The following is a 17506-nucleotide window of genomic DNA, read 5'->3' on the forward strand; positions in this document are numbered from 1 at the left end:
GTGAATAACAGAATTTAGTGTTTCCATTATTTATCCCTCCATTAATTAGCTACATATTTTTTCCTCCTGAATAAATCTTTTATAAACTTTAAATGCCATCTTTTTTGCATTTATCATTAGCAAATTTTATTTTCCTAACTACGATAACAGCTAAACCAAATGATAAAACATCTGCCACTGGTTGAAGCAAATATATTCCAAATTGCCCCAAGATATTTGATAAAATATATAATAACGGAATATAAAATATTCCTTGTCGTGAAATTGAAATTATTGATGCCCAAAAATATTGTCCAATATTTTGCATTAGCATACTACTAATCGCAAAGTATCCTAAAAGTGGCATTGTAATACATTGCATACGCAGTATCTCTGCACCGACTAAAATAACTTCATTATCATTTGACATTGTTTTAATAAGTGGTTCAGAAAAAACATATAACAAAATAGCCGCTATAATTAAAAATAAAGTACCTCCTATTACTGCAAATTTAAAAGCCTTTTTGACTCTATCATATTGCTTTGCCCCGTAATTCATCGCACAGATAGGTTGAAAACCCTGACCCCAGCCTATCATTATCATATATGCTAATGCTAATATCCTTGAGCTTATTGTTAATGCTGCTATAACACCATCACCGTATTTTGCGGCTACAACATTCAGTAAAATTAAAGCGATACTTGTAATAGATTGTCTTGAAAAATTAGGCATTCCTCCTGCCAAAATATGATATACTCTATCTTTATTTATCCTTGCTTTTTTTAAGTCAACAGCAATATTTCCATTTTTTTCTGATAAATTCGTTAATACGATGCAGCCTGTAATTTGTCCTATCAATGTTGCATATCCGGCTCCAATAAAGCCGAATTTAAACCCAAACATCAATACAGGATCCAGAACCATATTGACAACCATTCCTATCAATAATCCTATCATTCCATCTTTCACATTCCCACAAAGTCTTAATTGATTGTAAAGCGTAATAGAATAAAGCCCAAACGGAATGCTGATAATAATTACCTTTAGATACTCTACTGTGAAATTCAACAAGTTTTCAGAAGCACTTCCACCTATAAATTTTGACAGCGGTAAAACAAAAAACCATGATAAAATAGCTATTAAAATACCAATGACAATAGCAAAGAGAATTCCAATAGACGATATAATTTCTGCTTCCTTTTCTTCATTTTCTCCAATCTTTTTTGACATTATGTTTCCACTTCCATACCCAAACCAAAAGCCAATAGCTTGAATAAAACTCATAAAGCTAAACACAATACCGATAGCAGCTATCATGGATTTATTATTTAAAATACCGACAAAAAATGTATCAGTCAGATTATAAATTACCATGACGAGCATACCTATAATGGTAGGAATAGAAGTTTTCACTAATAATGGTAGAAGAGCATCGTTTAAAATAGCTTTTCTTCTAAATTCTTTTTTATTATTACTTGAGTTCATGCTACAAACCTCTAACTACACCTTTATTACCGTCTACTTGAATCATATCCCCATCTTTATATTTTGTAGTTGCAAAGCCCACACCAAGCACTGCCGGAATATTAAACTCCCTTGCAACAATTGCAGCATGGCTTAATGCCGCTCCCGTATCAGCCACAACTGCACTTGCCAGCTTAAATAACGGTGTCCACTCCGGATCAGTGAGATGGCAAACTAAAATATCGCCTTTTTGCATCTTATAAAATTCTTTCGGACTATTTATTATGCACACTTTTCCGGCTGCAATACCGGCACTTCCACTTACCCCCTTTAGGACATCACCATTTGTTTCAAAAATTAACAATTTTGATGCATCCCATACTTTTATTGCTAAAGGAAATTTTTCATTTCTCCTATTTATTTTTTCCTTATCTGATTCATTTAAGCTGCCCCTATTCATCACCTCCAGAAGTTCTTTATGAAACAGATTTGCAATCCCAACTTCATAATCTTCACTGCCAAGAAGAATGTAGTTTATTCTTTTGACACATTGTCTTACATAATAAAATAAGGTTTCCCAGATATATTGGCTTTCTTCACGAACCACATGAAAATATCTGAAATATTCTATTTGTTTTTCTATATCTTGATACTTGTTTCCATAAATTTCTTTTAGCCTTATCATTAACTTGGAAAAATCTTTCCCTTGCTTAATCTCATCACTATTTTCATCCGTATTTAATATAGGTCTTAATATATTTATTAGCCTATCAGGATCTTCAATAAATGTTTTTGCAGATAAACAATAGCAATTATAATCAGATTTAAATCCGTTATCTCGCATAAACTTATCTGTTATATCTCTAAAGTCATCATAATTTTCATATAATTCTTTATAACTTTCTCCGGATATAATAGCTCTTTTTAAAGATTCATTTTTTCTTATCTCACAAGCCATTTTATAAATATCATTTGTAACTGCTGATGTTTTGTTATCCAAATTCCAATAAAAATCAAATGATGAATAATTAGCATTTGCTTTTTTGATTATTTTAGTGAATTTTTTATCGTTTAAAACAGATGGGAATAAAGCGTATTTGAATCTGTCATAAGCCAATTTTTGCAAAAGAATGTAGCTATCTTCCATAAAATTTTTGTATTCTTCTAATGTCATGTTTTCAAAATTTAAATGCTTAATTTTTTCTATTTTAGACTCATATATTTTCATAAAATCTTTGCACTTATGATAGCAACCATTAAAATCTTTCATATTTTTTAAAATCTTAAAAAACTTAAATATATTTTTATTGATGCGCTTACCTGCGTCAGAAAAAGTTTGTATTCCATCATCATCTATAATTGGATTTCTTGGTAAAACAATTCCGCCTTCTAATAAAATATTAACTTTCTGATCATTTATTGCTGCCAGATAGTCGAAGTCAAGCGCTCTATGTGCAAAAGGCATTTTTTCTAAAAAAAATGACATCACTTCTCGTGTACTTCTATTGATTTTTTTACCCTTTGTATATTTTTGTACTAAATTATCTTCAGATATGTGATTGATAGAACTTTTCAAAGTAGTAATAGCTCTTGCCTGTAAAATATATACTTCATCATCTTTAATTGCCCACTCAATATCCATTGGCATTTTATAATGCTTTTCAATTTTCAAACCAGACTTTATTAGCTCTGATATTTCCGTATCATTTAATGCTCGTTTTTTTCGATCATTGTCATCTACCTTCACCTCTACCGTGTTTTTCTCTCCATATATAATCTGTGTTTCCTTGCTTCCAATAGCTACTTCAATAATTTCTCCATTTTTGTCAACAATATAGCTGTCTGCTGTAACTCTTCCGCTTACAACACTCTCTCCTAAACCATAACTCGCATTGATTTGCATCTCATTTTCTTTTTTGCTTACCGGATTCACAGTAAACAAAACACCTGCTTTTTCGCTTTCTACCATTTCCTGAATAATAACAGCAATCGAAACAGAGCTTTGGCCATAACCTTGATGTAATCTATAGCTCACAGCTCTGTTACCCCATAAAGAAGCGTAACAACTACGCACCTTTTCTAATACATCATCTAAGCCTCGTACATTTAAATAAGTTTCCTGTTGTCCTGCAAAACTTGCATCCGGCAAATCTTCTGCTGTTGCAGATGAACGCACAGCAACTCTTACATTATCTCCAAGATTAAAATATTTTTCTCTTATTGCATTCTCAAGTAGTGTAGGAAATTTACCGGACTTTATCTTTGTTCTAAAATCATCAGCTGCATTTAATAGAGCTTTTTCATCATTCCTTGATTTTTTAATTTCATTTTCAATAAAAATATCAATGCTATTTTCCTTTAAAAAATCTCTATAAGCATCTGCTGTAATTACAAATCCTCTTGGAACATTTATTTTTGCAGAGGTCATTTCTCCAAGATTAGCACCTTTCCCTCCAGCAATTAACACATCTTCCTTTTTTATCTCATCAAAATTCAGTATCATAATGTTCTCCCTTTTTTACTATATTTCTACATACCTGCTAACAATACTCTCTATGTAGATATGTAGTACTTCCTCAAATGTATCTTCATTGAAATGAATATAATTTGAACATAGAACAAAACTACCAACAAAAGCATTGGATAATCCTTGCTTGTCCACAGTTTTTACTGCATTATTTTTGTACCAATACTCTATTAACCTGTCTACAAAATCTCCATAAAGATTTTCTACTCTGTTTACTTTCTTTGAATCTTGACTTGCAAATATTTTAAATGCCTCTTGATAAATAGGCTGCGTTTTAATCTTCAGGATAATATCTATGGCATACTTATAAATCACATCTGAAAGAAATTTTTTAGGATTTGTTAATGAATTTGAGAATTCTTTTTCTATGTCATTCAATTTCTGTATGGATCTATATGCCATTAAATCAATAATGAGAGATTCTTTGTCCTTCCAAAAATTATAGAAGCTTCCTTGAGCTATCCCTACTCTTTTTGTCAGTTCTGAAATACTAAGGGATTTTTTCCCTTTTTCATGAAACAAATCAAGAGCTGTTTCCATAATATCTTCTTTTATTTTAATCTTCTCTTCTTCTGTAAATGCTTTTGCCATTTTAAGCCTCCAAATATTATAAACGCATCTATGAATTTTTCATTTTTTATTCATAGATATCATAGCACCAGCAAACATAAAAGTCAATGAATATTTTATTTTTTATTCATTGACTCCGTTCATCATTGCCATAAATCCCGGTCTGTCAAACTGTGTTCCGCTGATTCCGTCATCGGTAAAATGAATAATGTTCTCTAAATGATTTTTCTTTGCTTATTCTTCCAAAATTTTCTTTTGATTGATGATAGAATTGCTCTCGCCTTGTAGTTCATCATCTCGGCTCAACCTCTCATACAAAGCGGTTATTTTCTCATAATTTCTCACGATTACCTCCTTTCGCTCAAATTCTTCAATAAAAAAAAGAATTAAGCAAAACATTTTTCACTCAAGTAGTGATGAAGTGTTCTTCTTAATTCTATAACTCCTTGGATCAAATTATATATAATCATAAACATTCAACTATCACTCATACTGAATTAACAGAAAAATCGGAAAATAACAGTTTTTTATATAGACTGTTAAAGAAGTTCATTGAACCTACATTAATATTTTTAAATAGCGAAAAAGCAATCGATTGTTTGATGATTTCATTTTCGGAAATCTTAAAAAATTTAAATTTAGAGTATTCTAATGAATTAGCAACCAAATTTCTCTGTCATTCTGTAAATATGATTGAACGTGTTATAAAAAATGATACTTTCAAATATCAAAAAGTCAGAGAATTCATTGAAGAAAATAACCACTTATATAGAATAATAGAAAATTCTGTTTCTAATGTGAATGAAGTATTTGGTATTACTGTTCCAAAAGATGAATTAGCATATATTGCAGAAATATTTTTACTTTAAAAATTTCTGAGAATACTTGCAACTATAAATCCTATGCTTTAATAACTTAATTATTTCCAATATATAAAAAGACAGATTAACATGATTGATAACACCAAGATTATCTATCCACTGTTTTCTGCCTTTTTGTTATATATTGTTTTGTTCTATCTGATTTTCAAAATACTACGTTATTCTGCTCTATATATTACTGATCAGTTATCAGAATTTTTGATGAATACAAACTTTACAGTTCCTTTCATGTCAGGATGAATACCCGAAAAGTTATTATATGATTGCGCGTCTTTCATCAAATCTTTTGCTTTCTCAATGATTGGAATCAGATCATCTTCCAACTTACTTATAAGCGGTTCGATTGCTTCTTGTTGATATGCATCTAAACCATTGCTCAAAGATACAGATCCGTCATTCAACTTTGCAATACCATCCGTCAAAGTCGGTATTTTTTGTTGTAAGGCAGATAATCCTCCATACAATGTCATTGTACCGTCTGCCAGATGTGAACTTCCATTTACCACTTGTACTGTATTGTTTCCCAAAATATTCAATCCGGAATTCAACTGTACACTACCATCGGACAATTGAGATAGGCCCGGCAATAACTGTTGTTCTATACCTGCATGTAACTGCATCGCACCTGCACTCAACCGGTTTAAACCGTTTCCTGATTGCTGTGCGAAGTCATTCAATCCTTGCGAAAGTTGATTCATACCGTTTGTTAAAGCGGGATTTATCTGAGTGTTTAATGCTGTAAGTGATTGAACTGTTGTATCCATTTGCAAACTGAAGGCATTAAATGCCGGGGCAATACTTTGTGCCCCATTATTATTTAATGCTGTGTTCAATGCAGATGCTTCTTGTGACATACCATCTGCAAGTGCATCCAAGTTATTCACCAATTCTGCTAACTGTGCACTTAGCGTCGCAGTTTGGGCAATAGTAACGTTTGCATTATGCATTGTTACAGTATCCGTTAATGATACGCTTTCACTTGTTTTTCCCTGTAAGGAAGTGATTACATTCTGTATGCTTGCATACTCCGCTGATGATGAATTTAATGTACCTAGAACATTCTGTAATTCATTGATTTCCATTTGATTCATTGCCGTTACATCGATTGTCCCTGATACCGTTGCCGTTCCGGTCGCATCACCGATTGCAGAAATAGTTCCTGTCGACATCGTTGATGCAATCTGTCTTAGGCCTGTACTGAGTTGTTTCAATGTCTGTGCTTGTGTATCCATTGCCTGCATCGTTGTCGCGATCGTCTGAATGCCTTGATTCATTTCCTGAATATGATCGTGATTCGCAGATGATCCGTTTACCAATTGCTCAATCGCATTCGTTGTTTGTGCAACTCCTTGATTTAACTGCTGTACGGATTGTAACATCATCGGCAAATTACTTGCCAGTTGTGTATTCATCTGATTTAAACCGTCACTGAGTTGTCGACTGCCGGGTTCAAGTTGTGATGCAGTACTTGTATATGCAATATTCATACCGTCTTGCAGTTGTTGAGCACCGTTTAATAATGCATGTGTTCCATCACTTATTTTCACCAGACCGTCTTGCAATTGCGTCTGTCCATCTGCCAACTGTTGGCTGCCGTCAACCAGTTGCGTAATTCCGGAAGCAAGTTCAGGTGTCTTGTCATTCAATTGATCTAAGCCGTCTTTTAATTGATGTCCACCATCGACCAGTTGGCTCGTTGCATAACGAAGACTGTTTAATTTATCATGCAAACCGGTAAGATTATCCATGCTTGCAGGTAATTCCTTTGCAAATACTTCATTTGTTGCAATTACCGCAATCTGGCTTTCTTTGTAATTTTCAACATCAAATTGCACTGTTGCACTCTCCGGCAGACTAATATCATCCTCCTGCAACTTTAATGCCTGTTTAATGCCCGGTAAGCCATACGCAATCACTGCCTGTTTATCACCATCCGATAATGTCTTACCATGATTAATCGTCAAGCCATTAATTTTATCCGCTTTAATATACATGCCTGCAAGCATCAGAAACGGAATAAACTTATCCTTGGTCTTATTTTCAAAATCAAATTCAACCTGAACATGCCCACTTTTCTCCGCCAAGTCACTCTCTTTTATTTCTTTACCATCAAGAAAATACCTTACATGATATCCGACCGGCAGTTCTTTATTACTTGTACCCTGGTAAACGATATTTTCATCATCACCATTCCATGTCAGATGATTTCCGTCTTGTTTAAACGACTCATCACCCTTGACATTAACAATATTGCTGAGATTAGAAATATCCGCGATACTGTTTAAACCATGCAGGTTTTTTAATTCATCATTTACTGTTATCGATTTGGTTGTGCCATCAGCATCTGTTGAAATATACACCGTTTCATCTTTCATCGTATCTTCATTGAAACTTATATCATCGCCATAAACTGCCGGTACGACCATCATTCCCATTGCAAATGATATACTTACTGCCAATGTTCTTCTGAGTATGTGTTTCATTTTATTTACCTTCTTTCAATATTTTTCGCATTGCTATCGTTGTATGAATGATCCATTTATCAAATACCATCAACATCGACGGCAAAATGAGCAGAACCGTAATCATGCTGACGATGGCACCTCTTGCCATCAATGAGCAAAGAGATGAAATCATATCAATATTTGAATAAAGTCCTACACCGAATGTTGCCGCAAAGAAACCTAATGCAGAAACAATGACGGAATTTGTGCTGGTGGCTAATGCAATTTGCACCGCTTCTTTTTTTGTATGCCCGCCAATGCGTTCACTCTTATACCGATTTGTCATCAAAATCGCATAATCGACGGTAGCACCCAATTGAATCGTTCCGATGACGATTGAAGCGATAAACGGCAATGAAGTTTGTGTGTAGAACGGAATGCCTAAGTTAATGAAGATGGCAAATTCAATGACTGCCACCAATAAAACAGGAATCAATGCACTCTTAAATACAAACAGAATAATCAAGAATATCACTGCAATCGATAAGTAATTGACTACTTTAAAATCATTATCGGTAATCGAAATCAAATCTTTCGTACACGGTGCTTCGCCAATCACCATTGCGGTTGAATCATATTTCTTCGCGATACTGTTGATTTCATCAATCTGTTGATTTACTTCGTCAGAAGCCGTCTTATACGCAGATTGTACAATCAGTAACTGATAACCATGGCTTTCAAATGTATCCTCTAATTTTTGCGGTAACATATCTTGTGGAATATCCGGACCGATGACACTATCTTTTCCAATTACAAACTTCACACCCTGTAATTGTTCCAACTGTTGAAGCATCTCTTTGTTATCGCGATAGGATAAATCAGAACTTGTTAAAATCATATGCGTTGCGTTCATATCGAACTTATCCTTCAACTCTTGATTTGCCTGCATTGACGGCAAATCCGACGGCAAGGAATTTGTTAAATCATAATACACCGGTGTACGTCGATAACCATAAGTTGCCGGCATTAGTACAATCAAGAATATAAGAACAAATACTTTATAGTGTTTTACAACAAAATCTGCAAAATGGTCCATCTTCGGTAAGACAACACGATGCTTGGTTTTCTTAATTACTTTATCAAACACCAAAATAATCGACGGTAAGATTGTCACGCAAGCAATCACACCAAGCACAACACCTTTTGCCATCACGATTCCCAAGTCTTTGCCTAATGTAAAACTCATAAAACATAGTGCAAGAAATCCGGCAACTGTTGTTGTAGAACTTCCTACAACAGAAGATAATGTACTGTTAATTGCCTGTGCCATTGCTTCATCTCTTGCAAGCCCTTTTTCCTGTTGTTCTTCATAACTGTGCCACAAGAATATCGAATAGTCCAAAGTTACACCTAACTGCAATACTGCAGCCAATGCTTTCGTTATGTAACTGATTTGTCCCAAGAAAATATTGGATCCGAGGTTATATAGGACAGCCATCCCGATATTAAGCATAAAGAAGATCGGTAAAATCCATGCGTCCATAAATATCGCGATGACAATACATGTTAATATCACCGCTAATATTACGTAAATCGGTGCTTCGCTCTCAGATAATTTCTGAATATCCAATACAACCGCAGACATTCCGCTTACATGAACTTGTTTATCCGACAGTTTGCGAATCTGTTCTACTGCATGAATCGTTGCGTCACTGGAAGTACCTTCCTTAAAGAAAATTGCCATCAGTGATGAATCATCTTCGCTGAAATTCTCCGTAATCTTTTTCGGTAAAGCATTTATCGGAATCGATGGATCCGCAAGTTTTCCATACCAGATAACATCATCTACACCATCAATCTTTTCGATTTCTTCTTGCAGATGAGTAATATCCTTCATTGACATACCGTCCATCACTTCGATTGCAAAGCCGCCTTTACCAAAGTTCTCTTTTAATATGTCCTGCCCCTTCATTGTTTCAATGTCACTTGGCAAATACGAAAGAATATCATAATTCACTCGTGTATGCAGGTAACCGAACATGGAAGGAATGAAGAGTATCAAAGAAATAATCAATATCAGTACTCTATGCTTTACAATTCCTTTCCCAAAATTCTTCATAAATACCTTCTTTCAAAAATGACTATTGGTCATTCGACTCGATTAATGTAGTACAAAAATGACTTTTAGTCAATCTTTTTAATAAATAAATTGAAAATATGTTAAAATAATGTCATGGGAAAATTGGCAGATAACAAAGAAAAAAAACAGCGCTCTCTTTTAGAAAGTGCATATGATCTATTTTTGAACAAAGGATTCGAAAATACTGTTGTTTCGGATATCGTCATGAAAGCCGGTGTCGCAAAAGGTACGTTCTATCTGTATTTCAAAGATAAACATCAGGTACGTGATGTCCTGATTGCACGTACCGCCGAAAAGTTTTTTTTAGAGGCACTGTATGCATTGCAAAAGAAAAACATCTCCGACTTTACGGAACAAATCATTTTTATCGTCGATTATGTTTTGAACATCATGCAGAAAAACCCGTTATTGCTGAGGTTTATTGCCAAAAATCTCAGTTGGGGAATTTATCAAAAGGCAATTGCGAATGATAATACAAGTGAAAAAACAGCATATTCCTTGTTTATGGAGTTGGTACATTCGCATACGGAACTGCAAATCGACGCAATTGATACAATGTTATTTTTAATCATTGAACTTGCCAGTTCAACATCTTATCGAGCAATTCTTGATCATGATCCCATGTCCTTTGATGCACTTAAACCTTACTTAAATCGCAGCATACGAGCAATCATCAAACTACATATTCAAAATTAAAAGGATGATCATATAACATGCATTCATGCAATAGGATCATCCTGTATCTTTATTATATCAACACATTTCAACTACCAACCAAGAAAATGCATTTTCTCCGGCATCACTTCATAGGAAACTGAACTTGTTTGGTATTCAATCTCCCCGTCTGTATGAACCCAGACGGGTTTTTCTGTCTGAATATGAATGACTTTCCCGGATTTCAGATGAATGCCGGAAAACCGATCATGTGTTCCTTTCATTGCATACGGGAAGATGCGGAAGAAATCAATTCTCCCTAATCCATCAGCCACACAGATATCCAACTTTCCGTCACACGGATCTGCCGCAGGGCAAAAATTGAAGCCACCACCCTCATATGCTTCATTCATCGTTGCGATAAACAATAATTTTTTATATGTATAACTTTCGTTATCTATCTGTATCGTTGTTTTAAAATGATTATGTAAAAATATCAGATGCGCCCCGACAAACAGATAGATCAATCTTCCGATATGCAATGCATTGAGAATTTTTTTCCATGGAGATTGTTGAACCTGTACGCAGATTGCCGCATCATACCCGATACCGGAACTGATATTATAACGCCGCGTATAATCTTCATCAGATATTTTATTACCGTTTGCATCATAGCGATTATGGTATGTTAATACACCGACATCTAAATTTCGTCCAGCGTGATCATTTAAAATACGATGCAGGCAATCTATCGCACTCCCATGAATCCCCAATGATTTTGCCAGATCATTTCCTGATCCGCACGGAATCAAACCTAAGTATGTATTTTGAAAATTGACGATACCGTTTACCGCTAAATTCATTGAACCGTCTCCACCGATCAGAATAATATTTACTCTTTCTTGACTCGAAGTAAGTTCGCGCATAATATCCTTGATTCCATGTGCAAGACTGGATAAATGAACAGCATACTCTATCCCCAACGTATCCATTTCTTTCTTCACTACAGTCCAACACTCATTCGTCCTGCCACCTGCACCGGCAGGATTAATTACAATATGATAGCCATTCATTCTATTCCCCTTCATCAATGAAACGTAATATTTTTTGTTGTCCGTCTTTGGCAATGACTGCCTGTGCAAAAATTTGATGTATGACATCTTCATATACAGACGGATCTTTGATTGATGGAGAATAATGTGTAAACCACAACTCCTTCACCATCATTTTCTTTGCAAGAATTGCTGTTTCCTGCATTGTACTGTGTTTGTTCAGGCTTGCTTTTTCAATTTTTTCGGGATCGCCATACATTCCTTCACCAATATAAAGATCAGCATTACCCGCAAGTGTAATCAATTCATCGAGTGGTCTTGTATCCGTTGCATAGACCATCTTAAGACCTTGACGACTTTCACCCAATACATCATCAGGTGTATATATCTTACCATCAAACTCGATTGTATTTCCTTTTTGAAGCTTTCCCCATAGCTGCATTGGAACACCCTTTGCAATTGCCTTGTCCTTATCAAACTTACGAGTACGATCTAGTTCAAAGATATACGCATAACAAGGCACACTATGTTTGGCATGTAATGCCTTAATTTTTAGACCCTTTATTTCAAAATCTATTTGTGGTCCATCAATTTCTACAAGTTTAATTTCAAAAGGAATATAGCGAGCAACTTTATAGATACCCTCAAATAATTCCGTTAACCCTTTTGGTCCATAGATTGTTACAGCTTCTGTACGCTCAGACTTTGCCATTGTTAGTAATAAACCAGGTAGGCCTGCTGTATGGTCTGTATGGAAATGCGTTAAAAGAATTGTATCAATTGCTTTGCAAGAATATCCATGTTGATGTATGGCTATCTGTGTACCCTCTCCACAATCCACTAGTAATGTATTTCCATTCCATCTTACCAATAAGGATGTTAACCATCGGTTTGGTAAGGGAACTGTTCCACCTGTACCTAGTAAACAAATATCTAGCATAAAACCTCTTTCTACTCATCTATGGTAACACAAAAAGCCCTGCAAAGCAGGACTTAGAGTTCTTTGATAATCGCAGATAGTTTTGGTAATAACTGTTGCTTTCTGGAAATGATATTTGGATCATATCCAGAATGTTCATCAATCTGTGTTTCAATCATCTCTGATAATACATAAGACATCGGCCCATAGAAGACGAAGTAAGAACCATTACCCATTACATCCGTAAATAACATCAGTAATAGATCTAAATGACGATCCTTTTGTTCCTTCTCCATATTCTCCTTGAATGCAGGTAGTAACTTCTGTACTTCTTCGGTATGACTGTAGTTTGTCTGACCAATAGAAATCTTATACTTACCGATATCGTAGTTCTTAAGGTCACGATTGAGGATTTCATGTGGTGTAGAATCCTTCAAGGCAACAGAAGCACCCAGCATCTCTCTTGCGTATGCATCGATATCGTCAATACCCGCAAGTTCAGCTAATTTCTTGGCCACATTGATATCTTCAAGGGTTGTTGTGGCAGACTTGAAGTTTAATGTATCAGAAAGAATTGCACTCATCATTAAGCCAGCCATTGTAGGATCAGGAACGATATTCTTTTCGCAATATAAGCCATACACAATTGTACTTGTACAACCACAACGGTGGTTACGGTATTCAACTGGATGATCAGTCTGAATATCACCAATATGGTGATGGTCAATAATCGCAACGATATCTGCCTTATCGATGTGCTTCATTGTTTGGTTTGTTGCGCTATGGTCAACGAGCGCAATACGTAGTTTCTTATAGTTACGTGTATGGTAGCGCGATACGCCACCTACAACTTTACCGTTTTCATCGAGTACTGGATAACTACGTACACGTGATGCATTCATCTTTGTCGCAACATCTTCTACATACTCTGTATTCTTAAAGCAGATTAAATTTGTAGTCATAATCTGAGAAACAGAATAGCTCTCTGTAATAACAGTCGCTGTGTGCATGGTGCGATCAGCTGTCTCAACGATAGCACAACCATATTCCATCGCAAGTTCCTTCACATCATCTGCCGCATGTTCACCACAAGTTAGAACCAAGCACTTTACACCTAGACGAATTAGGTTTAATTGCTTTTCGTGTCCTTCTGACATGATGATAATACTGCCAGCGATAAAACTTTCTACTATCTTTAAATCATCTAGTGTAACAATATGTACTTCACCATTTGTACTAAATTCCTTTGGTCGCAGTGCAACTTTGCCACCAATAGTACGTGCGATATTATCTAATGTCGCAGTTGCCATTAAATCCCTTAAATCTGTGTCTTCATGAATGCGATAACGAGAAAGATCACTAGTGGAGCAGATACCACATAGATTCTCATTCTCATCTAGAACATATAAAGAACGATTCTGTGTTCTTAACATTAAATGCCATGCATGATGAACTGTTTCATCATAACGAATGGTTGTTGGAGTATCGAGATTGATATCTGCTAGACGTGCACGCGCATCCGTCATCAATAGCGGATTATCCAAATGAAATCTACGTAAGATAAATTTTGTTTCTTCATTCAAAGGTCCTTGACGACAAGCAATTGCCGTACTACCAGTCTTATTCAATAAATTCGCAAACGCAATTGCCGAGCAGATTGAATCACTGTCTGGATGTTTATGACCTGTTACATAAATATTGTGATTACTCATGTCCTTTCAACTAACCCTCCACAAATTATTTAATATACTAATAACTTAACACTTCATTACCGTTTTCTGTAATCAAAATTGTATATTCCCATTGTGCACTATCCTTGCCATCTCTTGTACTAATTGTCCAATTGTCATATGGGTCGATTACAACTGCAGCTTTACCTAAGTTAATCATTGGTTCAATGGTAAGAATCATACCTGGCACAAGCACCATTCCTGTGCCCTTCTTACCAACATGTGCCACAAATGGATCTTCATGGAATTCAATACCTACTCCATGACCGCCCAATTCTCTTACAACACTATATCCCTTGGATGTCGCATACTTCTGTATTGCATAACCAATATCCCCAACTGTACTCCATGGTTGTGCAGCTGCTAGTCCAATTTCAAGACATTTCTTTGTTTCTTCGACAAGCTTACGACGCTCTTCGCTTATATTCCCAATGCAGAACATACGGGACGCATCACCATAATAGCCATCCACAATTGTTGTACAGTCAACGTTGACAATATCACCATCCTGCAGTTTCTGAATATGCTTTGGAATTCCATGACATACAACACTGTTTATCGATGTACATACATGTTTTGGGAAACCCTCATAATGATATGGCGCACAAATACCACCATTTTTTTCAGTGAAGTCTTTAACGATATCATCGATTGCCTGCGTCGACATACCAACGTGAATATGTTTCGCCACTTCGTCTAATACCTGTTTATTTAATAATGAAGCCTTACGAATTCCCTCAATCATCGTTGGACGCTTGATATATTTTTCCTCAGGTAAAATCGCACCCTTTTGTCTTAATTCCTCCATACGTTTCAAAATATGTTCTGGAATTGGTTCATTCTGATCTATTTCTTGCCAAAGTTTTAAATCCATTTTACTACCTGTCTTTCTATTTTGTTGTACTGCCAAAGCCACCAGTTCTTACAGCACCCACTTCATCATCCACCGTAATACCAAAGGATACGAAAATACCCTGTAACATTCCCTGGCCACTTGCAATCTCAACTGTCTTATTTTCATTTGTATCATTTGTTAGTTTGCAGAAGATATGCCCTTCATTATCTGCGTGATAGTAGTCACTATCAATAATGCCCACTGTGTTATTCATCTGTAGACGGTACTTGAATCCTAGTCCACTACGTGGAAATAACATCAGTACATAATCTTCTTCCATCTTGACTCTGATACCAGTAGGTATTAATACCGTTTCTTGTGGGGCAATCTTCAAATCAATTGGTGTATAAAAATCATACCCCGCAGAACCTTTCGTTGCACGTCGTGGAAGCTTAATTGCGTTGTATATTTCTGCAATATCTCTTGTTCCATTTGGAAAAGTCTTGTGCCAATCCTTATAAAACTCTTCATAACTAACTTTTTCAAACTGTGCAATTTTATTCATTTTGTATTCCTACCTCTTCTTCCTTGATATTTTACCACGTTTATGCGATTTCTCTACATTTTCAGCCACTTTAATTAGTGATGATTAACTTATCTTAAGTTATAAAAAATCGTTTTCGCTTCGAATGGAGTTTAGAGTATAATAAGGAGTGTTAACGGAGGTCTTATGAAATTAAATATCGCAGTATTTTTCGGTGGTGAATCCGTCGAACATGAAGTAAGTATTATCTCTGCACATCAAGCAATTGAAGCACTTGATAAAAATAAATACAATGTCATTCCTGTATATGTCTCTAAGGAACGTAAACTATATGTCTCTGATTTACTAAAAGATATAAGTAACTATAAGGATCTCAAGCATTTGATTTCCCAGTGTACACAAGTTTCCATTACATCAGAGGATAATCGTGTTGTAATCCGTCCTGTTAAGCCATCCCTATTTGGTCCAAAGGAATTAGGCACAATTGACGTGGCTATTCCTGTGATGCATGGTACAAACGGTGAAGATGGCACAATCCAAGGCTTCTTTGAAATGTTAAGGGTTCCATACGCTGGTTGCGACCTCTATGGTGCAGCGATTGGACAGGATAAAGTTTTACAAAAGAATGTTCTAAATGATAACAACCTACCAATCACCAACTGGTTCTGGGTATATGGTTCAGAAATGGATACACATCAAAGTGAAATCCTCGATAAAGTACATCGCTTAATCTATCCCGTTATTATCAAACCTGCCCGTACAGGTTCATCTGTTGGTATCTCTATCGCTCATAACGATGAGGAATATCTAGCATGTTTTGATGAAGCACGTCAGTATGACGAAAAGATCATCACAGAAAAAGTTGTAAAACCAATGCGTGAAATCAACTGCTCCGTTGTTGGAGATTCCTATTCCTGTGTAGCCAGTGTACTAGAAGAAGTAAGCTCAGTCTCCCAAGATGAATTGCTCAGCTTCTCTGACAAATATCTTGGCGGTAGTAAGAGTGCAAAGAGTGAAGGCTCTAAAGGTATGGCAAGTACAGCACGTATCGTACCTGCATCACTTACAGATGAACAGACAAGACTCATCCAGCAATTAGCGAAGGAAACTTTCCGTGTACTTGGCACATCTGGTGTATGTCGTATCGACTTCTTGATGGACGCCGACACAAAGAAGGTTTATGTGAATGAAATTAACACAATTCCAGGCTCCCTTGCCTTCTATTTATGGAAAGCAGCTGGTGTATCTTTCTCTGAGTTAATGGATAAACTTGTAGAACTTGCGTTAGATAGAGAAAGAAGAAGATCAAAGATGACCTTCTCCTATGAAACAAATATCCTCAGTAACTTCTCTGCTTCAAGTGCAAAGGGTTCCAAAGGATCAAAGATGTAAGATAAGCCCACGTGTAATGGGCTTTTTAAATGTACAATAGTAAGAATAACTGGTGGAGCTCCCTACTATGTCTAAACATAGCCATTCCACATGCAAGGGCGGCGAAGGAGATTTTCCGTCTTCAGCTATCCTTGCACTGAACTTTATCACCTCATCGAAAAAATCACAATCCTACAGAATTATAAAACATATTTATGCATGTAATATCATATAAAAGCACTTCATAATGAAGTGTTAGCCTGTTGACAAACAAATAAGGAAAAAAAGCAAAAAATAAAGTATAATAAAGAAGCAGAAGATCTCCAATTCCCAAAATCGGTAATTCTTCTGCTTTTTATTTTGCAAAAAGTAATCATGGTATAATAATAACGGGA

The 17506-nt window shown here is 35.7% G+C and carries 13 protein-coding genes and 1 pseudogene; 3 read left to right on the plus strand and 11 right to left on the minus strand.

What is annotated here, in order from left to right; all coding sequences use genetic code 11:
* Positions 1-88 precede the first annotated feature (88 nt).
* From RGT18_RS10680 to RGT18_RS10695, 4 genes and pseudogenes are all read right to left on the minus strand, one after another.
* Complete coding sequence (locus RGT18_RS10680; protein WP_028078184.1) at positions 89-1465, minus strand: MATE family efflux transporter; 1377 nt, start codon at positions 1463-1465, stop codon at positions 89-91.
* Between the two features lies 1 nt (position 1466).
* Positions 1467-3947 (minus strand): PEP/pyruvate-binding domain-containing protein, encoded by a 2481-nt coding sequence (locus RGT18_RS10685; RefSeq protein WP_028078185.1) that lies wholly within the window; start codon positions 3945-3947, stop codon positions 1467-1469.
* A gap of 18 nt (positions 3948-3965) precedes the next feature.
* Positions 3966-4562 carry a TetR/AcrR family transcriptional regulator gene (locus RGT18_RS10690; RefSeq protein WP_028078186.1) on the minus strand — a complete coding sequence of 199 codons (597 nt, stop codon included), beginning with the start codon at positions 4560-4562 and terminating at the stop codon, positions 3966-3968.
* Between the two features lie 105 nt (positions 4563-4667).
* Positions 4668-4940 (minus strand): annotated as a pseudogene (locus tag RGT18_RS10695) (recombinase family protein); the annotation flags it as partial.
* 47 nt (positions 4941-4987) lie between these two features.
* Between RGT18_RS10695 and RGT18_RS10700 the strand changes: the two are divergent.
* On the plus strand, positions 4988-5410 hold the full coding sequence (locus RGT18_RS10700; protein WP_028078187.1) for a PRD domain-containing protein: 423 nt from the start codon (positions 4988-4990) through the stop codon (positions 5408-5410).
* A 194-nt stretch (positions 5411-5604) separates the two neighbouring features.
* Here the strand turns inward: RGT18_RS10700 and RGT18_RS10705 are convergent, their stop codons facing one another.
* Together RGT18_RS10705 and RGT18_RS10710 are read right to left on the minus strand one after the other, a co-directional pair.
* Positions 5605-7905: a YhgE/Pip domain-containing protein gene (locus tag RGT18_RS10705; RefSeq protein ID WP_028078188.1), complete on the minus strand. Its 2301-nt coding sequence runs from the start codon at positions 7903-7905 to the stop codon at positions 5605-5607.
* A 1-nt stretch (position 7906) separates the two neighbouring features.
* Complete coding sequence (locus tag RGT18_RS10710) at positions 7907-9985, minus strand: efflux RND transporter permease subunit (RefSeq protein WP_028078189.1); 2079 nt, start codon at positions 9983-9985, stop codon at positions 7907-7909.
* Positions 9986-10099: 114 nt separating this feature from the next.
* On the opposite strand from RGT18_RS10710, the gene RGT18_RS10715 reads away from it, so the two are divergent.
* Positions 10100-10702 (plus strand): TetR/AcrR family transcriptional regulator, encoded by a 603-nt coding sequence (locus tag RGT18_RS10715; RefSeq protein ID WP_028078190.1) that lies wholly within the window; start codon positions 10100-10102, stop codon positions 10700-10702.
* A 71-nt stretch (positions 10703-10773) separates the two neighbouring features.
* Here RGT18_RS10715 and RGT18_RS10720 read toward each other — a convergent pair whose 3' ends face one another.
* Genes RGT18_RS10720 through RGT18_RS10740 form a run of 5 tightly spaced genes read right to left on the minus strand, consistent with a single transcriptional unit; the run spans position 10774 to position 15761 of the window.
* On the minus strand, positions 10774-11733 hold the full coding sequence (locus tag RGT18_RS10720) for a diacylglycerol/lipid kinase family protein (protein ID WP_028078191.1): 960 nt from the start codon (positions 11731-11733) through the stop codon (positions 10774-10776).
* A gap of 1 nt (position 11734) precedes the next feature.
* Positions 11735-12652, minus strand: a complete 918-nt coding sequence (locus tag RGT18_RS10725; protein ID WP_028078192.1) for a ribonuclease Z — start codon at positions 12650-12652, stop codon at positions 11735-11737.
* Between the two features lie 53 nt (positions 12653-12705).
* Positions 12706-14343, minus strand: a complete 1638-nt coding sequence (locus tag RGT18_RS10730) for a putative manganese-dependent inorganic diphosphatase (protein WP_006526297.1) — start codon at positions 14341-14343, stop codon at positions 12706-12708.
* 37 nt (positions 14344-14380) lie between these two features.
* Positions 14381-15235, minus strand: coding sequence for a type I methionyl aminopeptidase (gene map / locus RGT18_RS10735; RefSeq protein WP_028078193.1), 855 nt, complete (start codon positions 15233-15235; stop codon positions 14381-14383).
* Between the two features lie 16 nt (positions 15236-15251).
* Positions 15252-15761, minus strand: coding sequence for a dCTP deaminase/dUTPase family protein (locus RGT18_RS10740; protein ID WP_028078194.1), 510 nt, complete (start codon positions 15759-15761; stop codon positions 15252-15254).
* Between the two features lie 165 nt (positions 15762-15926).
* On the opposite strand from RGT18_RS10740, the gene RGT18_RS10745 reads away from it, so the two are divergent.
* Positions 15927-17132, plus strand: coding sequence for a D-alanine--D-alanine ligase family protein (locus RGT18_RS10745; RefSeq protein WP_028078195.1), 1206 nt, complete (start codon positions 15927-15929; stop codon positions 17130-17132).
* Positions 17133-17506 lie beyond the last annotated feature (374 nt).

The organism is Solobacterium moorei, assembly GCF_036323475.1.
Lineage (GTDB): Bacteria > Bacillota_I > Bacilli_A > Erysipelotrichales > Erysipelotrichaceae > Bulleidia > Bulleidia moorei.